Origin of the sequence: Paraburkholderia suaedae, from assembly GCF_040812055.1 — a bacterium.
Classification (GTDB): domain Bacteria; phylum Pseudomonadota; class Gammaproteobacteria; order Burkholderiales; family Burkholderiaceae; genus Paraburkholderia.
In genome coordinates this window covers 66632-86507 of sequence record NZ_JBFOAH010000022.1, presented here as the reverse complement: position 1 = coordinate 86507, position 19876 = coordinate 66632, and the positions used below count along the sequence as shown (strand labels likewise).

Genomic DNA, 19876 nt, shown 5'->3' with positions numbered 1-19876 from the left:
ATGACCGTTCTTCCTCGTTCGCGCGCGATAGGGGTCGCGGTGTTGCTCGCCGCGGTGGCGACTACGCTGCCCTGGTGGTTGTCGGGCTATATCCTCGGCGTGCTGACCGTCGCATTCTATTTCGGTGTGTTTGCCATGTCGTGGGACCTGCTGTTCGGTTTCGCAGGCGAGGTGAACTTCGGCCCGACGTTCCTGATCGGGCTCGGCGCCTATTCGGCGGCGATCCTCGATGCGCGATGGGGCGCGCCGATACCCGTGTGCATCGTTGTGGGCGGCCTGGTCGCGCTGATCGGCGGGCTGCTGCTCGCGGTGCCTGCGCTGCGTCTGCGCGGCCCGTACTTCGGTCTCGTCACGCTGGTGGCCGTGTTGCTGCTGCAAAACGCCATCGTGATCTTCGCGGGGGTGACGGGCGGCGAGATCGGCATGATGGTGCCGGACGTGATGTCCGTCGATGCCCGGTATAACTACTGGATCGCCCTCGCGTTTCTGATCGTTTGCGCAATCCTGCTTTTCGGACTGTCGCGTTCGGCAATCGGTCTGATCCTGCAGGCGAGCGGCCAGGACGCGATCGGCGCCCAGGCGCTCGGCTTCAATGTCACGCGGCACAAGCTCGCGGCGTTCTGCATCAGCGCCGTGTTCTCCGGTGTGGCGGGTGCGATGCTGGTGTTCTATCAGGGCACCGCTTCGGTCAGTACGGTCGTCGATCTGGGCGTCGGGGTTCAGATCATCATCGCGGCGGTGCTCGGCGGGCGCCGCACGATCCTGGGCGCCGTGCTCGGATCGATTTTCCTCATTGTCGCGGGCGAGTTTCTGCGACCGCTCGGGCAGATCAATACCTTCGTGGTGGCGGCGGTGGCGCTGGCCGTCATCCTGTTCCTGCCGGACGGGCTGCTCGGCAACCTGCTGCGCGTGAGGGAAAAGCCATGAACGACACGCCCCTTCTGGCGGTGCGCGGCCTCACCAAGCGCTTTGGCGGACTGGTCGCCGTGAAGGACATCGGCTTCGACGTTCGGCCCGGCGAAATTCTCGGTCTGATCGGACCGAACGGCTCCGGCAAGTCGACGGTGATGAAGCTGATCATGGGTATCGAACGGCCCAATGCGGGATCGATCAAGATCGACGGCGTCGAGATGGCCGGCTGGGCGCCGCACCGGATCGCACGTGCGGGGGTGGGCATCGTGTTCCAGCATTCGCGGCCGCTGCATCGGCAGACGGTGCTGGAGCATATCAAGCTTGCGCTGCTGCCGGATTCGCTGACGAAACTCGCCGCCGATCCCCACGTGGACGGGCGCGCGCGCGAAATCGCCGAACGTGTGGGTCTGGGCGCCGTCATGCACCGGCATCCGGCGACGTTGCCCTTTGCGGACCTGCGCCGCATGGAGATGGCCAAGGCGGTCGCGCGCGATCCGAGGGTCGTGCTGGTCGACGAGCCGTTCGCCGGACTGACAGCGACGGAGTCGGCGGCATTCTCGGAGCTGATCCGCGGCTTTCGCGACGAGGGCCGCGCGGTGCTGCTGGTGGATCACAACGTGAAGAGTCTGGCCGCGCTGGTCGATCGCGTGCTGGCGATGTATCTCGGCGAGTACGTCGCCGAAGGCACCGCCGATGAGGTGATGCGCAACGAGACGGTGCGGCGCGTCTATCTGGGCGGCAAGCTCGAAGTGCGGGAGCGCGCGCCCGCCGACGCCAACAGCAGCCCGCTCGTTCTGCAGGTCGACCAGTTGGGCGTGCACTACGACAAGGCGAGGGCGCTCGACGGCGTCAGCCTGCATGTGCGCGAAGGCGAATTCGTGTCGGTCGTGGGACTGAACGGCGCGGGCAAGACCACGCTTTTCAATGCCATCTCGGGTCTCGTGCCTTACCAGGGCACCATCCGTTTCGGCGAAAAGGAACTCAAGGGCATGAGCGGCGCGGCGATCGCGCGGGCGGGCGTGGTGCAATGTCCGGAAACCCGGGAACTGTTCAGCGATATGAGCGTTCGGGAGAACCTCGACCTGGGCGGCTACCATCTGGCCGACAATGTTCGCGCGGACCAGCTCGCCTGGCTCTTCGATCTGTTTCCGATACTCAAATCGCGCCAGAGCCAGACCGCGAAGACGCTGTCCGGCGGGGAACAGCAGATGCTCGCGATCGGCCGCGCACTGATGATGCAGCCCAAGCTGCTGATTCTCGACGAACCGACACTCGGTCTTGCACCCGTGATCTTGGAGCAGTTGTCGAAGGCGTTGGAAGCGCTGCAGAAGTCGACGTCCATCACCGTGCTGCTCGGCGAGCAGAACGTCACGTTCGCGGTGCCGCACGCGGACCGCGTGTATGTGCTGGAACACGCGCGCATCATTTGGCAGGGAAGTCCGTCGCGCTTCGAGCGCGAGATGGGACATGGCTTCCTGGAGGCGGTGCCGTCAGGCGAGCCGCCGGCCTTAAGGGGCGCGGGCCTAGTTGGTAGTTAGGATCGCTTACGGTTTGGCGTTCAGCGAGCCGGTCGCCATCTCGACAGCCATCGATCATCGCGGAGGCCCCGGTGTGCTATTCAGCCCAAATTCAGGCGGACTATCGCCGATATGTCCGGATGTTCGGTGCACAGATGAACATCCGCGAGTTCGCGCGCCTCTTCTTCGAGCGCGCTGAGGGCAGCAAGGCCAAAATTCCCAAAGGAATGGAAGACGCATTCACGAATCCGCAGTCTGACGGCGAGCGCGAGATCAAGGCGCTCATCGACAGGTTCAACGCTGAACAGACGTCGAAGCTCGAGGAGGAGCTGTTCAAACAGCGAAAGCGGCTGGCCGACGCCGAGCGTTTGCTGCAAACCAAAGTCACCAGGGCGGCCACGGAAAGCCTGCGAATCGCCACGGACAAGATTGCATGGGCGCGAGGCAAGCTGGACGATATTCAGCGTACTGAACCGCGCGATAGCGATTCGCGCATCTTCCCAGGGCACTACGCGCCGCTGCTGGTCATGGAAAACGGTCAGCGCGTCGTCATGCCGATGCGCTATCAGTGCCGCATTGCCGGCAAGCCGGCTTCCTACGACGTGAAATATCCCGGCACGTACAACGCGCGGCGCGACAGCCTGGAAGGTTTCTGGAAGCCGCTTTTCGGCTACTCGCATGGCATTCTGGTTGTCAGCGCCTTTTACGAGAATGTGAGCAAGGCGAAGATGGAGGGCAGGCAGCTTGCCGAGGGCGAGAAAGACGAGAATGTGGTCCTCGAATTCCGGCCAGAACCTGCGCAGGACATGCTCGTCGCGTGCCTATGGTCGCGCTGGTCGCTCGACGGCGAGCCCGATCTGCTGTCATTCGCCGCGATCACCGACGAGCCGCCGCCCGAGGTCGCGGCAGCGGGCCACGACCGGTGCATCATTCCCATCAAACCCGAAAACGTTGACGCGTGGCTGAGTCCGCAATCATCAGACCCGGCAACACTGCACGCTATTCTCGACGATCGGCAGCGGCCGTATTTCGAGCATCGGCTCGCGGCGTGAGCGCGGCTTTTGCGCGCTCATGCGCGTAGCCTGCGAATCTGGCAACGATGGATGCTCGCAACAGCCGGCAGCCCGCAAATGAATCTTTCGGGAGGTCCGTCCGAGGGGCGCTGTCCGGGAGCGCCTGTGCGCTGTGAAGGCCCGCATCCGGAATTTGAACCGCCACCCTTCCCAGGCGATAGCGGCTTTCGACATAGGCATCAATATTGGCGCATAGAATTACCACGAATCCGACATACAGCAAGCTGAAGTTGCGCAACTCATCACGAAAGCAGAATGCGAGAAACAACGGTACATTGACCACGCCGCCGATCATCAGCGACTGCCGCACTGATGGCGCAAGGCGGGACCACGCCGTCTTCACGAGCACTGCAATTAACACGAGGTTGATAACGTTGAAACCCTTCGGGGTGGGCACGCCGTAGTTGTATTCGAAATGTAGATAGCTGACAGGATTGGCCAGGAACCGCAGGTTATCCATCAAATGAATGTAGACGAGCCCGCCAGTATTCTGGGCGTATTTGAGCTTAATCAACACGTTGACGCCCGTGGCCACGGCAAGCAAAACCACCTGGATGCGCAGGGTCGACTTGATCGACAGCGTGCCGCGCAAGAACGGATACAACGTGAGCGTAAAGAACAGAAACGACTCTTTGTTCCACGTCGCGAGCGCCGTCAAGACGATTAGTGGCAGCATTCTTCCCTTCAACGCAAAATGCACCGCGAGCGCCATGAAGAGAAGCTCAGACATGTCGTAGAAATAGCCGCCTTCGGTCAATAGCAGTGGCAAGCCGGCCGCGAACGCGAGCGGGGCGAGCGTCGCGCCGACGCCATCCGACTGCACGTCCAGACAAACGGTACGCAGCGCGAACAGCGCAAGCAGCAGCGACGCGAACGACATTGCATAAATCAGGTAGTAGCGCAGTGCGTAGCGCGGATCGCGGGAGTCTGGCGTATTCGAGTACATCCGCGAGATCGGATGGTGAGACGGATCGTTGTCGAGTAACAGAGCGTCCGCGCGCTGCTTTAATTGCGCCGGCAGCGCTCGCTCGATGCCGTTTGCGATGGCGGGCAACAACTGCCGGTAGACGTACGGGCGTTCCGCCGTACCGTCAAGCATCTTCGGCAACGATGCTTCCGGCATGTCGTCTCGAAAATGCCACTTGGAGAAATAACCGCTGAACGATGCCGCCGCTGCCAGGAAATAAACGGCCACGAGTAGCATTCGTCGAATGGCGGAACTGGAAAGCGGGTCATTCAGCATAGCTTCCCTCTCTTCGATATCCTCGACATAGTATTTGCGTGGGTCCCTACGCGGGCCGATACGCGAGATGCCGCGCCCAAGTGGCAGACAAGATCAGATCTCGATGGAACGCTTACGTCCGAGGTCGGCGGCGCGCGCCACAGCGGCACCGCGCTGTTACTTGCCTCAAAGGTCGACGTTATTCGGAAGGATCACCAGATCGCGGATGGTCACGTTGCGCGGCCGCGTCAGCATGAATAGCACTGCATCGGCGACCTCTTGCGGCTGCATCAGGCTGCCCGAGGCGAGCGCCTCGTCCATCTTTGCTTTCGGCCAGTCATCGAGCAGGGCCGTGACGACCGGACCGGGCGCCACTGCGCCGACCCGAACGCCATGCTTGGCGAGCTGGCGCCGGGTCGTGTGGACGAAGGCCTGCACCGCGAACTTGGACGCGGTATAAATCGGCTCCCACACAACCGGCACGATCCCGGCGATGGAGCTGGTAAAAATGATGTCGCCCGACTTCTGCGCGACCATATGCGGCAGCACGGCGTGGACCGAGCGGAACGCGGCATTGATGTTCAGGTTCAGCACGCGGTCCCACTCGTCCGGATTGCCGTCGACCACCTCGCCGCCGACGTAGGCGCCGGCGTTCGCATGGAAGATATCGAGGCCGCCCGCGAGGTCCAGAATGCGTGGCAGCAGCGTCGAGACTTCCGCCGGCTGCAGCAGATCCACGACCAGCGGCAACGCGTTGGGACCCAGTTGCGCGCACAGTTGCGCGAGCCTGTCTTTCGCCCGGTCGATCAGAACGACGCGTACGCCTTGTGCGATGAGCGTGCGCGCGCACTCCAGACCAATGCCCGAAGCCGCACCGGTGATCGCTGCAACCTTTCCCTGTATCGATTCAGTCATCTGGTGTTCTCCTGCATTGCTGGATTTACGCGCGACCATGCGACACGCGCGATTGGCGGGCGAGCGAGTCGACGATCACCGCGATGGCCAGCACTGCGCCGGTGATCATGAAACGTAGCGAGGACGACAGGTTCAGCAACGTCAGGCCGCTGGCGATCGACTGGATCACGATGATGCCCAGAACAGCCGAATACGCACTGCCGCGGCCGCCGAACAGGCTGGTGCCGCCGATCACCGCTGCGGCGATCGCGTTCAGGTTCACGTCGCCGCTGCCGGCCTGCTGGCTGGCCGATGCGAGCCGCGCCGCCGTGAGCACGCCGCCGAGTGCGGCAAGACTTGCACACAGCACGAAAGCACTGGTGTAGATCGCGTCGACCCGGATGCCAGCCCGCCTCGCGGCCTCGTGATTACCGCCTACCGCGTGCATCGAGCGGCCCCAGCGGGTCCTCTTGAGCGCGTAGTCCATCGCGACCGCGAGGCCCAGGAAGACGCCGAACATCAGCGGGACGCCGCGCCCCTGGTTGAGGTAAGCAACCACGACTTCCAGCAGGATCGTGATGGCGACGGCGCGTACCAGCAGACCGCCCACGGACTGCGCGGACAGATTGGACGCGCGGCGCCGCTCCCGTGTGCGAAGACCGACCACCAGAATCACGGCACCTGGAATCAGTGCGAGCAGGTGCGAAACGATTGCGGGGATGATGATGAGCTGCCCGAGATTCACCATCGCCGACCCGTACGGGAGATTGATGGATCCGGTGGCGCCGAGCACATACAACTGCATTCCGAGAATCGCGAGAAGGCCAGCCAGCGTCGCGACGAAGCTGGGCATGCCGAGCCGGTTGAGCAGCACTGCGTACAGCGCCCCGACCAGCGCGCCGACGGCGATCGCGGCAACGATGGCGAGCAGCACCGGCCAGCCGTGATTGACCCAGAGCGTGCCGACGAGAGCCGAGGCGAAGCCGCTCATCGAGCCGACCGACAGATCGATTTGCCCCACCATCAGTACGCAGACGATACCAAGCGATATGACGCCGACCGTCGAGCAGTCGAACAGCAGGTTCACCAGGTTGTCGGCCGACAGGAACACCGGGTTCAGGGTGGTGAACACGGTCCAGATGATGATCAGCCCCGCAACGACCGGCAGCGATCCCAGATCGCCCGAGCGCACCCGTTCGACGAAGGCCGACACCGTGCCGCCGATGCCGGTGGCATGCTTGACCCGGACGTCGCTGCGGTCGAGCAGCGTGGACGGCTGCGGCGCGCCGTTGGGTTGACGCTGCGGTGCCGCTTGCTTTTCATCGTTCATGATGGTTCCTGGGTCTGCGCGCCCTGTTCGGCCTGGCGCCGGCCGGCGCGGCGCGAAACGGCGTTCTCGGTGGCGCCGGTGATCGCGGCCACCAGTTCCTGATTCGAGGAGTCAGGATAGAAAACGCCGTTGTTGCGGCCGAGCCGCAGCACCACGATCCGGTCCGCCACCGCGCGAACGTCTTCCATGTTGTGGCTGATCATGATGACTGCATGGCCCCGATCGCGCACCCGCTCGATCAGGTTCAGCACCTCGGCAGTCTGCGCCACGCCGAGCGCCGCCGTCGGTTCGTCGAGCATGATCAGCTTCGGGTCCAGCAGCAGCGAGCGGGCGATCGCCACGGTCTGCCGTTGCCCGCCCGAGAGCGACGCCACCACGTCGCGCACGCTCGGAATGCGGGCCGACAGCTCATTGAGGAGCGTCCACGCCTTCACCTCCATGGCGACCTCGTCGAGGCGCAGCGGATTCAGCTCGCGCCCCAGATAGATGTTCGCGACGACGTCGAGGTTTTCGCAGAGCGCGAGGTCCTGGAACACCGTGGCGATGCCGAGATCGAGCGCCGCGCCGGGATTGGGCAAGGTGACCTCCCGCCCGCCGAAAGTGATGGTGCCGGTGCTGGGCTGATGCACGCCGGCCAGCACCTTGACCAAGGTCGATTTACCGGCGCCGTTGTCGCCCACCAGCGCGACGACTTCGCCGGCATGCACGTCGAGTTCGATGTCCGTCAGGGCCGACACCGCTCCGAAGTGCTTTGACACGCCGCGCAGACTCAGCACCAGTTCGCCGTTGCTGGAGCGTGAAGTAAGGTTGTCAGCCATGAGACGGATACCTCATAAAAGTGGCCGGGCCCGGCGCGCGCCGCGGCCCGTCCGGCGCTCGAACCGGATCATTCAGTAATCCCGAGCTTCTTGCATCCATCGGCATAGCGGCCGGTGCACAATTCCTTGCCGCTCGCGAAGCCCTTGTCGACAACCTCCGCCTTGAGGTTCGTCGCCGTGATGACCGCGGGCTTGAAGAGTTGAGTCGGCGTGTTGAAGAGCGTCGTTTCGCCCTTCGGGGCCTCGCCGGACAGGAAGCCGACGGCCACCTTCGCGGCTGCCGCCGCGACGATCTCGCTCGGCTTCAGAATCGTGTTGTACTGGTCACCCGCAATGATCAACTGCAGTCCCGCGAGCGTTGCGTCGTTGCCGGTCACGGGCGGCACCGGATTGACACCGGCTGCCTTGAAAGCCGCGATCGCCCCGCCGGCCGTGCCGTCGTTAGCCGCCACCACGCCGACGATCTGCGGGCCGAAACGCGTGACCTGGCCGCTGACCCATTGCTGGGCTTTCGGCGGCGCCCAGTCCGGCGTGTCGTATTCGGCTAGCGTCTTGTAGCCGCTGCCTTGCAGGCCGGCGTGAATCCCCTTCTTGATCAGTCCCGCGGCCGCATCGGTCGGCGAACCGTTGACTTCCAGCACGCCGCCCTTGCTGGTCGGCACGCTCGTGGCTTTCATATGCTCGACGAGCGACTGTGCGATGGCCTTGCCGATGCCTTCGTTATCGAACGACACGTAGTAGTTGGCCGGCGTCGAGGGTACGGGCCGGTCGTAGGCAATGACCTTGATCCCCTGGCCCTGCGCCATATGGACCAGCGACGCGGCGGCCGTCGAGTCCACCGGGTCGAGGACGATCACCTTGGCGCCTTGCGCGATGACCGAGTTGAACTGCTGCTGCTGGGTCGCGACGTCCGCGTTGGCGTTCTGGTAGAGCACCTTGCAGGCGGGGCAGAGCTTGCCCATGGCCGCTTTGAAACCGGGGAAATCGTGCTGTTCGTAGCGGGTCGACGCCTGATCGGGCATCAGAAAGGCGACCGTGCCACTGGGCGCGGCAAATGCCTGCGTGCCGGTCAACAGGCTCAGGCTCAGCGCGCTCGCGCCGATGAATTGGTTCGAAAGTCGGGTCATCGAGTGTCTCCGTTTATTAGAAAAACCGCGGCGCGTGAGGGCCGTGGTCGGGCTGCGGTTGAGGCTTCTTTGCACGGTCTCCAGAATGAGCAAAGGCGGGTCCAGCTTCGCGCACCACCTCGCTCTGGCGGAAAGTTTGCAACGCGTGTGCGGCGCCCGCGCATACCTTTGCGGTGCAATCATCGGTTGCCGGCAGGTGCGCCGTCGGAAAGAGAAGTGTTGCTTGAACAACAGCAATTGGCGATTGAGATTCGAGAGGTTGTTGCGGGCGGCCCGATAGCAGATAGCAGCCAAACCTGGCTGACGCGCTCAGGCATTCACCCGCGCCATCGAGGCGCGGCCGTTCCAGATCCGGCAGGCCGGTGTAGGCGCGGCGAGCTTGCTTGCCGGCCACGACAGCACGAACGGTGTGCATCAGCCGTCCCTCCTGAGTCCAACTCGCTTCGCGAACTTCGTCTGCGCCAGGCGGCGCATCGCCATTAGAGCAACATAGCGTCGTTGCGAACACTTCACTACTGATAATACGACCGCGTATTGGTACTTTCTTGCATCGGGGTTACTACCGAGGCGGTCGTGGATCAAGTTTTGTGCAGTACAGCAGCGGCGGGGGCAGCGTGCCCCGCGCAAAAAAGAGGCGGCCCGACCGTACCCATGCTACGGTTCGAGCACGGCAAGCGCAACGACGCTTGACAAGTAACTGGCGCGTAGCAAGCAACGCACGCAAGGAAACAGAAGTTGCAGGATCGACAAGCCAATGCAATGCACGGCTCATACGATCTTCGTGACCATGAACCAGAAGATCGCCACGAATGCGAAGAAGGCGACGACTCCAAGCGCGATCCACCATCCGAACAGGCGCCAGTACGCAGCGCCCAGCGGCGCGTGCGCCTCGTCGCACAGTCGGGCTATCGCGGCGAGCCGGACCTGTAGCCACACCACCGGCAACCAGCACGCAATCGCCACCGCATAGAGCGCAATCGACCACGCAAGCCACGGACTCGCGATGGGCATCGCCATCAGCTTGATCATCGCAAAGCCCGTCAGCGGCTGCGCGATGGCCGTGGGCGTCGTGAACAGCCAGTCGGCGAGCACCACGCGACGAGCCACACGCGCGACGGTGCGCGTGTCGTTGCCGAGACTCGTCGTCAGCATGTAGAACGCCGAGCCGATGCCCGTGCCGAACAGGATCGTCGACGACAGCACGTGAAGCCACTTGATCACGAGATATGTCACGGCTTGCCCCGCCAGTCGAGCTCGATGAGGCAGATCAGGGCGGCGATCATCGGCAGGTTTTTCGACAGCGGCCCGTACGGGTGCAGCCAGAACTCGGGCAGGCGCCAACTGATCAGCAGCGTGTACAACGCGATCAGCGCGATCTGGAAAGCCCACAGTCGCGCGCGCGGCCCTAAGCGCACCGGCCACCACAGCGACAGCACGCCAAGCACGAGGTCGAACAGCGCGGCACTATAGAGCAACGCCGGCCGCCAGCCGGACGGGGCGCCGACACGCGCGAGCAGCGCATAGCTGGCTGGCACCGGATAGAGTCCAGCGGATACGATCGCCGTCCAGATCCACACCGCGGCAATCGACACGCGCAACAGCGGCAGCAGCCATTCGAGCCGTGCCGAAGCGCCGAACTGCTCGCGCTCCGGCGGCAGGCTGGACAGCGCACGCGGCGCGCGGCCGAGCCAGCGCGTCACCTGATCGGCGGGCGCGACGTTGCCGCGCTCCAGCATGTCGATTGCATCGGTGCTGATCAGCGAGCCCGGCATGTGTTCGCCCAGCCGTGCTGCGAATTGCACGCATGCGCGAGGCACGGGCAGAAACAGCGGCGGGGTACCGCCGGCAAGCCGGCGCAGCAGCGCCAGATACGCGCGCAACGTCAGCGCTTCAGGACCGACGACAGCCACGCGTTCGCCGCCGTGCGCGCCCTCGGTAAGACGCATCACCGCCGCCGTCGCGATCACGTCCACGAGATCGTCCAGATGGACCGGCTGAACCTGCTGGTCGCCGGCGCCGGGCAGCGGCACCACCGGCAGCGTCGCCCACATCGTCAGAAAGCGGGTGCTGCGGCCTTGCGGCGCAAACACCAGCGACGGTTGCAGGATCAGCGAAGAGACGGGCAACGCGAGCAACGCGTCGTCCGCCGCACGCTTGGTCAGGTGGTAGGCACTGCGCGCGTGCTCGTCCGCGCCGAGCGCCGAGATCTGCACGATGCGTCGCACGCCCGCGTGCACGGCGGCGCGAAACAGATGCACCGGGGCATCCGTATGGAGCCGCTGGAAATCGTGACCCGACGCATCGCCGAAAATGCCGACCGCGTTGACCAGCGCATCGACGCCGTCGAGGGGCGGCGCACTGCTCGCGGCATCCGCGAGGCGCGCAAAGTCGAGCGGCACGACCCGGCAACCCGGCAACCGTTCGCGCGCGGCACCCGGATTGCGTACGCCGCATATGACCGTGTGGCCCAGAGCGAGGAACCTGCGCGCCACGGCCGATCCGATGAGCCCGGTTGCACCTGTGAGGAAGATGACCATGACCATCCGAATAAAAGCCAAACAAGACATCCTTGCATCCGGCGTGGCAGCCGGGCTGCTGTCGACGGCGGCCCTTGCGCTGTGCGGCAAGCTGCACGGCAAGCGCGCGAGCGCGCCCGTCAGCGCGGTGAGCCACTGGCTCTGGCCGCAAGAAGCGCGCCGCACGGCGCGCCCGAAGGCGCGGCATCTGATCGCGGGGCTGCTGATACATCAGACCATGTCGATTGCCTGGGCGGCGTTCAATGCATTGGCGCTGGCGGCGCTCAGGCGGGCGCTGGAACGCGGCGACGGCGCCGCGAACTGCGCCCCGGCCAGCGATGTCTCGACGGCGACCGGCGCAGCCGCTACCGACGTCCGCGATAACGGGAGAACGGATGACGACATGCGTCAAAAGAGCAGTCGCGAGCGCACGCATCGGGTCGCGCTCGCCGCGGCGACGACGGTCGCCGCCGCCGTCGGCGATTACATTGTCGTGCCCAAGCGTTTCACGCCCGGCTTCGAATACCATCTGAGCGCCGCGTACATCGCCGCGGTCTACGTCGCCTTCGGCGCAGGTCTGATGGTGCCTTTCATGGTCGAGCGGTGGACGGCAAGCCGATGCATCGAGGAGCACGCCGCATGAGAGCGCGCCGTGCCGTACAGAATGGCGGCGCGCGGGCGTAAGCCGCGCGTCGTGCGCTTGCGCACGCGCCGTCGACGTCTTCGTGCGGCCCATCGCGAGCGTTCAGAGAGCGGCGTCAGCTTGACCCCTGCGGCAGTCGCCATCGGCGAATGCTGCGCGCGCAACCTTACGCTCGCACCGGCGCCTGCGCAGGAAGATGAGCCTGTCGCTGCGACAGTCGTTCGAACTCAACGACGTCGTGACTGCAAAACACGGTGACCGCGCTGTTGCTCAATGCAAGCTCGCGAAGTCTCGCCTGGTTCTGCAGGCGCGCAGTGCGGTCCTTCTCGAGCATCCACTGGTAAAAACGCAATCCCGGCGTGCAATGCGCTTGTCTGTGCATTTCAGCGTGGTAGAAATAGGCGTCGGCGGCATTGAAGAGCCAGCCGTGCCGGTCTGAGTCCACGGCAATGCCGACATGCCCGAAGGTATGGCCTCGCAATGGGATGATCAGCAGATCGGGCGGCAATCCGTCGAGTTGCTGAACGCGCTCGAAACCATGCCACGTCTCGCCGACATCCGCCAGATAGACCCGCCAGTTGCCGGAAGTCGACCACTGCTGTGGACGAAACCGTTGACGGTCCATCCAGGTTCTCTGCTCGAACGCGTAGTCGCGTTCCATGCGCATGAGGTGCATCGTCGCGTGCGGGAAGTCGTCGAGACCACCGGCATGGTCGAAGTCCAGATGGCTCAACACGATGTGGCGGACATCGCGTGGATCGAACCCGAGCCTTTGAATCTGCCGGATCGCAGTCATTTCCTCCCGCAGATCGGGGCTCACCAAGGTGAGAAAGAAACGACTGATGCGCGAGCGCGGATTGGCGACGTCACGAAGTCCGAAGCCCGTGTCGACCAGCACCAGCCCCTCATTCGTTTCGACGAGCAGGCAGTGGCACGTCAATACCCCGCGTTGCAACAAGCTACCGGTGTGCCCGTCCATGAGCCGGCCGCCCAGCGGACAGGTCGAGATGCAGTTCAAGTGATGAACGATCATGATGCCGGTAAGGCGCTAGCGGCTGGCGCAGATCAAAACGCAGCAGCGTCGCACGGGCGTTTATTGCCGCGTGTAAGGCGCGAGTGCATCGGGCATGCGCATGTCTCGCGGCATCTCGAAGTCCGCGAGCGCTGCGCCGCGCATGTCGGCGGGCGATCGCGCGAAGCCGGAGCGGTCGCTGTAGTCGACAGGCGAGGTACTGGGCGTGCCTGTCGCCGAGTTCGCGGCATACACGTCGAGCGCCGCGATGCATGCGACGTTGACGGCGCCCCGCTTCGCTCGCGCGCGGGCGCGTGCATCGCGCCTGGGCGACAACGCGAGCGTGCCCAGATCGAGCGCGTCGCCGCCGACCCTCGCCCACAGGAATGGCCGGGGATTGCGCAATGCCAGCACACCGATGCCGCACGCCAGCTCGCGCAGTCCGTAAAGGCGCATCACGCCCGCTCCAGTGCTCACCCCCGCGGCGCGCGCCATCGTGCGGGGTGCGACGATCTGCGCGAGTCCGAGCGCAATGCTGAACCAGCCCAGTCCGCGTGCGATGGAATCGGGCTGCGGCATCCGTTGCGGCAGGCGCCGGGCGCCCCGTTGGTCCGAACCGGAATGAGAATTCATGTGCTTCCCCTCGTCAAAGGCCCCCCAAAGCGCATTGCGCTTTCAAAGCGCATTGCGCTTTTGTACCGATCGGGCCGCGTGGATGAATACCGCTACGGGATTGCCGCGATAACCGTTGCCTCGGGCTTGAGCGCCGCAACGCGCGTACCTGCGAAGGGCGACACGCGCACACATTGCTTTTCGCATCAAGGTCGGAAAGCGCCAACTCGCCTTTCGTGGTCTTTTGGCGGCCGCGGGAAACGCGATTGCTACTTCCGCGGTTTGGGCGTATTACGATGCAAGCCTGCCGCGAAAGTTGGCAGCCGCTTGGCCGTAGCTTCATCGTAGCTTCGCTGTAATTTCGCTGTAGTTTCGCCGCATTATTTAGCATTGCCGAAACGGGCGCCCGCTGGATGCTTGCCCGCGCAGGTTCCGCCAACTCCTGGAGGTGCCGCAATGTCGATCGCGGTTGATGCGCTAATGCTCGCCAGAGCGCAGTTCGGCTTCACCATTGCCTTTCACATCATCTTTCCGGCGATGTCGATCGGGCTGGCAAGCTACCTCGCGGTGCTGGAAGGCGCGTGGCTCATGACCAAAAAGCCGGTCTACCTCGCCACGTTCCGGTATTGGCTGACCATTTTCGCCGTGGTGTTCGGCGTGGGCGTGGTTTCCGGCCTCGTCATGTCGTACCAGTTCGGCACCAACTGGGCGCAATTCTCCTATCGCGCGGGGCCGATCATCGGGCCCTTGATGGGCTACGAAGTACTTACGGCGTTCTTTCTGGAATCGGGCTTTCTCGGCGTCATGCTGTTCGGCATGAACCGCGTCGGGCCGAAGTTGCACTTTCTCGCCACCGTGCTCGTCATGACCGGCACCTTGATGAGTGCGTTCTGGATTCTCGCGGCCAACTCGTGGATGCAAACGCCGCAAGGTTTTACGATGGTCGACGGCCGGTTCTTCCCGGCCGACTGGGCCAGCATTATTTTCAATCCATCGTTTCCTTTCCGCCTCGTGCATATGGTGCTCGCCGCCTATCTGAGCGTAGCGTTCATCGTGGGCGGGGTCGGCGGCTGGCATCTGCTGCGCGATCCCGCCAACCAGCCGGCGCGACTGATGGCCTCGATGGCGCTCTGGATGGCGTGCATCGTCGCGCCGATCCAGATTGTCGCCGGCGACGCGCACGGCGTGAACACGCTCAAGCATCAACCTGCGAAGATTGCCGCGCTCGAAGGCGATTGGGAGTCGAGACCGGGCCAGCCGCTCATCCTGTTCGGCATGCCCAATATGCGAACCGAGAGAACCGACCACGCCATTGAGATTCCGCACCTGGGCGCGCTGATTCTCACGCATACATGGAACGGTTCGATCCAGGGTCTCAAGGACTTTCCGCCCGCCGACAGGCCGTTTTCGCCGGTGATTTTCTGGGCGTTTCGCGTCATGGTCGGGCTCGGCGTGCTGATGGCGCTGACCGGATTCGCAAGCGCTGTGCTCCGGGCACGCGGCACGCTCTATCGGGCCCGATGGATGCACCGGCTCATGGTCGCGATGGCACCGGTCGGCCTGATCGCATTGCTGTGCGGCTGGATAGTCACGGAAGTCGGAAGGCAACCGTTCACCGTCTACGGGCATTTGCGCACGGCGGACAGCGTGTCGCCGATCGCCGCGCCCGGGGTCGCGACCTCGCTTGCTGCGTTCGGTGTCGTGTATCTGATCGTGTTCGGCGCCGCGATGGTGTTCGTGCTGAGGCTGATGGCCACGCCACCCACGCTCGATACGCCTGGCCCGTCAAAGGACAAGCCGCAGCGAAGCGCGGGCATCACGCCGGGGCCCGCGCAATTGCAATCCGGCTCGCGCACCTCACAGCCGAGCACATCGCGCTCCGGGAACGAGGAGAGCTCGTCATGAATTTCTTCACGTTCGACTTGCCGCTCGTGTGGGCGGCGATCCTCGCGTTTGCCGTGCTCGCTTATGTGCTGCTCGACGGATTCGATCTGGGTGTAGGCATTCTGTTCGCTGTCGAGCACAACGGTGTGGACCGCGACGTCATGGTGAACTCGATCGCGCCCGTGTGGGATGGCAATGAAACATGGCTCGTGCTCGGCGGCGGCGGACTGTTCGCGGTGTTTCCGCTCGCGTACGCCATCATCATGCCCGCGCTGTATCCGCCGATCATCGCGATGTTGCTTGCGCTGGTCTTTCGCGGCGTGGCCTTCGAATTCCGTTTCCGCGCGATCGGCAAAGGACGCGCCTGGTGGGATGTCGCCTTCTTTTGCGGCTCGAGCGTGGCCGCGCTGTGCCAGGGGCTCATTCTGGGCGGCTTGCTGCAAGGCATCCACATCGAGGGCGCTTCGTATGCGGGTGGCTGGTGGGACTGGCTTACCGGCTTCACCGTGCTGTGCGGCATTGCGGTGATCGCCGGCTACGCGCTGCTAGGCTCCTGCTGGCTGATCTTGCGCACCGAAGGCGCGCTGCATGAACGCTGCCGCCGCCACGCGAGAACCATGGCGGTCGCCGTGCTCGCATTGATCGTGGTGGTGACGCTTTGGACGCCGATGCTGCAAGGCTCGCTCGCGCAGCGCTGGTTCCGCTGGCCGGGCCTCGCATTCACCGCACTCGTGCCGGTGCTTCTGGTGCTGCTCGCGGTAGGCTTCTGGCGCAGCCTCTCGGCGCGGCGCCATCTGCTACCGCTGCTATTCGCATACGGCATTTTTGTGCTGTGCTACCTCGGCCTGCTGATCAGCATCTATCCGTATCTCGTACCGCCCGCGATCTCGTTTCGCGAAGCGGCGGCGCCTCATGCGAGCCTCGTCTTCCTGCTGGTCGGCGCCGGCATCACCATTCCGCTGATTCTGGGCTACACGATTTACGCGTACTCGGTGTTCAGAGGGAAGATGCGCCCGGGCGAGGGGTATCACTGAAATGTGGCGGCGTCTCGCATGGTTCGCCGGCTTGTGGGCGCTTGGGGTGATCGCGGTCGCGGCCGTCGCCGGCGTGTTGAAGACCGTGCTGCACTTGCTCACGCGTTGACCTCTGCCTTAGTAGGGGCGGCTGACGACTGGGCTCGCTGCAGAGCTGAGCCATGATGCAACTGCAAGTCGGGGTGTTTGGCGGGCTGTCTCAAAGTGCGGTGCGATGCATCTGCGCGGTCTTCCGGGGACGTTTGCATCGGCCCTCGGCCGGCCACCCGTATAATCCGGCATGACCCGATCCTTCTCCCACCCAGCAAGCTCACGGCCGGCAGTACCGGCTGCCCGATTCAGCGTTTCCCCGGTCGCGCAGACTCCGACGCGCCGCTTAGACACCGCGCGTGTGAAATGCGCGTTCCAGGCGCGCCGGGCGGTGGTCGTATGAAAATACCGAAACGACTTGCACCGCTTCTCGAAGAAGGACTCATCGACGAAGTCATCGGCCAGTTGATGAGCGGCAAGGAGGCCACCGTCTATGTGGTGCGCAGCGGCGACTCCACGCGTTGCGCGAAGGTCTACAAGGACGCGAAGCAGCGCAGTTTTCGGCAAGCCGCGTCGTATCGGGACGGTCGCAAGGTCAAGAACAGCCGCCAGGCGCGGGCCATGGAAAAAGGCACGCGCTATGGCCGTCAGATGCAGGAAGCGTCATGGCAGAACGCCGAAGTCGACGCGCTGTTCCGGCTTGCCGGCGCAGGTGTGCGCGTGCCGCAACCCTATATCTGTACCGACGGCGTATTGCTGATGGAACTGGTGGTGGACGAAGCAGGCGACGTCGCCCCGCGGTTGAACGACGTCGATCTGACCGAGGCGCGCGCCCTAGAACTGCATGCGCTGCTGCTCAACCAGGTGGTCCGCATGCTGTGCGCAGGGTTGATTCACGGCGACCTGTCGGAATACAACATCCTGCTGGCAGCGGACGGGCCGGTCATCATCGATCTGCCACAGGCCGTCGACGCGGCCGGCAACAACGAAGCCGCCGCGATGCTCAAGCGGGACGTGGACAACCTGGCGGCCTACTTCGGACGGTTTGCGCCGCAACTGCTCACCGCGAGTTATGGCACGGAAATCTGGACGCTCTTCGAAGCAGGGCTGCTGCACGTCGATGCGGAATTGACGGGCCGCGTCGAAGCCGACACGCGACCCGTGGACCTCGATAGCGTGCTGCAGGAACTCGAAGACACACGCCTCGAGGAAGACGCGCGAGCGCGGCGACAGCAGGAACTGAGCACAGGCCGCTAAGCGTGCTCGATGTTCGTTGCTAGCCGTCGCATTCAGACAATCAAGTCTGCGCGCGGCTGAGCGTTCAGCGCCGGCTCAGTGCGATTGCGGCAAAACCGGTTGCCAAGGCAGCATAAACATAGAACATCGAGCGATTCGAAAGATGTGCCTCGAAGCCCGGCGTGAGCCGCTTGGGCACGAGGTGATAGTCGACCGCATAGGCAATCGCGCTGGTGGCTCCTGCAATGGTCACGACGGCCGCGACGCTCGGCTTGCTGTCGACGCTGTCGGCCGGCGCTCTACGCGCGAGCCATGCTTCGAACAGCAGACCCCAGAAAATAGCCGACATCTGATGGATGGCAAGACCTGTTAGCGTGAAACGGGCGCTTGGGCCGGTCTCGCTGAACGCTTGTCTGGGCCACAAGCAATGCGTGACCGCGTTGATCGGCGCATAAGGAGAACTGCCGTCACGCGGCGCACGGGCCGCCGCCGTGACGGCGGCCGCGCCGCCCGCCGCGCCGCCCGACACGATCGCGCGACGCAAAATGTCGGTCAGCTTGCTCATCTCTGCTTCTCCCGTTGTGCCGGATTGGGCAAGCTCCGGTCGACCAGGTAGCGGCCATGCTCGATGCCGGCGCGTAGCGCTTCGTCCTCGGTGAGCCATTCCGGCGTCACGGGTTGCACGTTGGGCAGATCCATCGGCCGGCCGTCGAAGAGAGCGGCAATCTCCGGTATCCACGCGCCTCGCGCATTCCGCTTCGCAGTCACCGAGAGAAGAACACCGCGGTACGTGATACGCATTCCGTGCGTTGAGGCGGGCTCCTCTTGAGGTCGTGGCGACGGCGCGGACCGGGCCTGTTCGAATGGTTTGGAATGCGAGGGCTGGCCCGTTCCCGACAATACGGTTCCATCGCCGGAACCGGCAGGAGAACCGCCAGGCGAACCGGCGGAGCTGACGCTGTCGCCGTCAAACGGGCCGGGATCATTAGGGGGAGGGGTGGGCATCGTGCTTCCTCTCAGGGCGACAATCTACGCTGAGCCGAGCAAGCGCTATACCACAGCGGCGACATGTGCATCGGCCTGCTGCGCGAGCGCTTGCATAGTGCTCGTGTCATCGAGATCAAACGCGCGCAACCGGTCGCGCAGAACACGTGGCCGTGGAACGCGCGATGCTGCGTTCTTTGCCGGCCCAGCAGCAGGCGTTGCGGTGCTGGACACATCGTACTTTCTACAAGCGCGGGCGTTCTTGTAAGACGTGCTGAGCGCGCTCGACCGTCGCGAACTGCAGGAGGTGATGATGAAAGCAGTGGTATTTCACGGTATAGGCGACATTCGTCTCGATGACGTTCCGGAGCCCGAAATGAAAGAGCCGACCGATGCGCTGGTGCGTCTGACATCGAGCGCAATCTGTGGCACGGATCTTCACATGGTGCGCGGCACGCTGGGCGGCATGGTGCCGGGCACGATACTCGGCCACGAAGGCGTCGGGATCATCGAGGAGGTAGGGCGGTCAGTACGCAATCTTCGCAACGGCGACCGCGTGCTGATTAGTCAAGCAGGTTGCGCCAAGAACCAACCCCGACGGCGAGAACTGGCAGCCGGGCAGCGGGCCGTCGCAGGTGTTGTCCTGGGCTGTGCGGGCCGTGGCCAAGGCGGGCACGCTGTCGATCATCGGCGTTTATCCGCCAACGGACCGGGTGTTTCCGATCGGCGAGGCCATGAACCGCAATCTCATCGTGCGCATGGGCAACTGCAATCACCGCGCCATCACGCCACGTCTTGTCGAACTGGTGCGTAACGGTTCGTTCGATCCGCTAGCCGTGCTCACGCAACGAGAACCGATTACCGACGCGCTGGCGGCCTACCGCGCTTTCGACCGCCGCGAGCCGGGCTGGATCCAGGTGAAGCTTGAACCGTAGCCGGTTCTGAAAGTAGGGCATTCGCGCGATCCGATCGTCAGCCTTGCGACTATGCGATTTCCCGCGCAAGCTTTGTCGAATAACCGGTAGTGCTAAC

At 64.1% G+C, this 19876-nt stretch carries 20 protein-coding genes and 1 pseudogene; 9 read left to right on the top strand and 12 right to left on the bottom strand.

Annotated features, from left to right (window positions below; genetic code table 11):
* From ABQJ48_RS26165 to ABQJ48_RS26155, 3 genes are all read left to right on the top strand, one after another.
* Positions 1-927, top strand: a complete 927-nt coding sequence (locus tag ABQJ48_RS26165; protein ID WP_367840866.1) for a branched-chain amino acid ABC transporter permease — start codon at positions 1-3, stop codon at positions 925-927.
* Positions 924-2450, top strand: a complete 1527-nt coding sequence (locus ABQJ48_RS26160) for an ATP-binding cassette domain-containing protein (RefSeq protein ID WP_367840865.1) — start codon at positions 924-926, stop codon at positions 2448-2450. Before ABQJ48_RS26165 ends, ABQJ48_RS26160 begins: the two co-directional genes overlap by 4 nt.
* A 71-nt stretch (positions 2451-2521) precedes the next feature.
* Positions 2522-3481 carry an SOS response-associated peptidase family protein gene (locus tag ABQJ48_RS26155; RefSeq protein WP_367840864.1) on the top strand — a complete coding sequence of 320 codons (960 nt, stop codon included), beginning with the start codon at positions 2522-2524 and terminating at the stop codon, positions 3479-3481.
* Here ABQJ48_RS26155 and ABQJ48_RS26150 read toward each other — a convergent pair.
* The 8 genes from ABQJ48_RS26150 to ABQJ48_RS26115 all read right to left on the bottom strand — a co-directional run bounded on the left by ABQJ48_RS26150 (position 3429) and on the right by ABQJ48_RS26115 (position 11430).
* Entirely contained in the window at positions 3429-4745 is a 1317-nt protein-coding gene (locus ABQJ48_RS26150; protein WP_367840863.1) for a hypothetical protein, read from the bottom strand. The two genes, ABQJ48_RS26155 and ABQJ48_RS26150, sit on opposite strands and share 53 nt — an antisense overlap.
* A gap of 165 nt (positions 4746-4910) precedes the next feature.
* Positions 4911-5639, bottom strand: a complete 729-nt coding sequence (locus ABQJ48_RS26145) for an SDR family oxidoreductase (protein WP_367840862.1) — start codon at positions 5637-5639, stop codon at positions 4911-4913.
* A 25-nt stretch (positions 5640-5664) separates the two neighbouring features.
* Positions 5665-6948 (bottom strand): sugar ABC transporter permease, encoded by a 1284-nt coding sequence (locus ABQJ48_RS26140; protein WP_367840861.1) that lies wholly within the window; start codon positions 6946-6948, stop codon positions 5665-5667.
* On the bottom strand, positions 6945-7766 hold the full coding sequence (locus ABQJ48_RS26135) for an ATP-binding cassette domain-containing protein (protein WP_367840860.1): 822 nt from the start codon (positions 7764-7766) through the stop codon (positions 6945-6947). The genes ABQJ48_RS26140 and ABQJ48_RS26135 overlap by 4 nt, the downstream gene beginning before the upstream one ends.
* A gap of 68 nt (positions 7767-7834) precedes the next feature.
* Entirely contained in the window at positions 7835-8893 is a 1059-nt protein-coding gene (locus ABQJ48_RS26130; RefSeq protein ID WP_367840859.1) for an ABC transporter substrate-binding protein, read from the bottom strand.
* 16 nt (positions 8894-8909) lie between these two features.
* Positions 8910-9308 carry a hypothetical protein gene (locus ABQJ48_RS26125; protein ID WP_367840858.1) on the bottom strand — a complete coding sequence of 133 codons (399 nt, stop codon included), beginning with the start codon at positions 9306-9308 and terminating at the stop codon, positions 8910-8912.
* 353 nt (positions 9309-9661) lie between these two features.
* Complete coding sequence (locus tag ABQJ48_RS26120; protein ID WP_367840857.1) at positions 9662-10126, bottom strand: DUF2269 family protein; 465 nt, start codon at positions 10124-10126, stop codon at positions 9662-9664.
* Complete coding sequence (locus tag ABQJ48_RS26115) at positions 10123-11430, bottom strand: SDR family oxidoreductase (protein WP_367840856.1); 1308 nt, start codon at positions 11428-11430, stop codon at positions 10123-10125. The genes ABQJ48_RS26120 and ABQJ48_RS26115 overlap by 4 nt, the downstream gene beginning before the upstream one ends.
* Between ABQJ48_RS26115 and ABQJ48_RS26110 the strand changes: the two genes are divergently transcribed.
* Positions 11429-12052: a hypothetical protein gene (locus tag ABQJ48_RS26110; protein ID WP_367840855.1), complete on the top strand. Its 624-nt coding sequence runs from the start codon at positions 11429-11431 to the stop codon at positions 12050-12052. The genes ABQJ48_RS26115 and ABQJ48_RS26110 overlap by 2 nt on opposite strands.
* A gap of 166 nt (positions 12053-12218) precedes the next feature.
* Here the strand turns inward: ABQJ48_RS26110 and ABQJ48_RS26105 are convergent, their stop codons facing one another.
* Positions 12219-13085, bottom strand: coding sequence for an MBL fold metallo-hydrolase (locus tag ABQJ48_RS26105; RefSeq protein WP_367840854.1), 867 nt, complete (start codon positions 13083-13085; stop codon positions 12219-12221).
* Positions 13086-13145: 60 nt separating this feature from the next.
* Positions 13146-13697 carry a hypothetical protein gene (locus ABQJ48_RS26100; RefSeq protein ID WP_367840853.1) on the bottom strand — a complete coding sequence of 184 codons (552 nt, stop codon included), beginning with the start codon at positions 13695-13697 and terminating at the stop codon, positions 13146-13148.
* 435 nt (positions 13698-14132) lie between these two features.
* On the opposite strand from ABQJ48_RS26100, the gene ABQJ48_RS26095 reads away from it, so the two are divergent.
* From ABQJ48_RS26095 to ABQJ48_RS26085, 3 genes are all read left to right on the top strand, one after another.
* Positions 14133-15581: a cytochrome ubiquinol oxidase subunit I gene (locus ABQJ48_RS26095; protein ID WP_367840852.1), complete on the top strand. Its 1449-nt coding sequence runs from the start codon at positions 14133-14135 to the stop codon at positions 15579-15581.
* Positions 15578-16594, top strand: a complete 1017-nt coding sequence (gene cydB, locus ABQJ48_RS26090; RefSeq protein ID WP_367840851.1) for a cytochrome d ubiquinol oxidase subunit II — start codon at positions 15578-15580, stop codon at positions 16592-16594. Before ABQJ48_RS26095 ends, cydB begins: the two co-directional genes overlap by 4 nt.
* Positions 16595-17023: 429 nt before the next feature.
* Positions 17024-17881: a PA4780 family RIO1-like protein kinase gene (locus ABQJ48_RS26085; RefSeq protein WP_367840850.1), complete on the top strand. Its 858-nt coding sequence runs from the start codon at positions 17024-17026 to the stop codon at positions 17879-17881.
* A 64-nt stretch (positions 17882-17945) separates the two neighbouring features.
* Here the strand turns inward: ABQJ48_RS26085 and ABQJ48_RS26080 are convergent, their stop codons facing one another.
* The gene (locus ABQJ48_RS26080) at positions 17946-18425 is read right to left on the bottom strand and encodes a hypothetical protein (RefSeq protein WP_367840849.1); all 480 of its coding nucleotides are present in this window, start codon (positions 18423-18425) and stop codon (positions 17946-17948) included.
* The gene (locus ABQJ48_RS26075) at positions 18422-18661 is read right to left on the bottom strand and encodes a DUF6566 family protein (RefSeq protein WP_367840848.1); all 240 of its coding nucleotides are present in this window, start codon (positions 18659-18661) and stop codon (positions 18422-18424) included. The genes ABQJ48_RS26080 and ABQJ48_RS26075 overlap by 4 nt, the downstream gene beginning before the upstream one ends.
* A 493-nt stretch (positions 18662-19154) precedes the next feature.
* On the opposite strand from ABQJ48_RS26075, the pseudogene ABQJ48_RS37900 reads away from it, so the two are divergent.
* Together ABQJ48_RS37900 and ABQJ48_RS37895 are read left to right on the top strand one after the other, a co-directional pair.
* Positions 19155-19433, top strand: a pseudogene (locus ABQJ48_RS37900) (alcohol dehydrogenase catalytic domain-containing protein); the annotation flags it as partial.
* Between the two features lie 46 nt (positions 19434-19479).
* Positions 19480-19779 carry an MDR/zinc-dependent alcohol dehydrogenase-like family protein gene (locus ABQJ48_RS37895; RefSeq protein ID WP_473094191.1) on the top strand — a complete coding sequence of 100 codons (300 nt, stop codon included), beginning with the start codon at positions 19480-19482 and terminating at the stop codon, positions 19777-19779.
* Positions 19780-19876 lie beyond the last annotated feature (97 nt).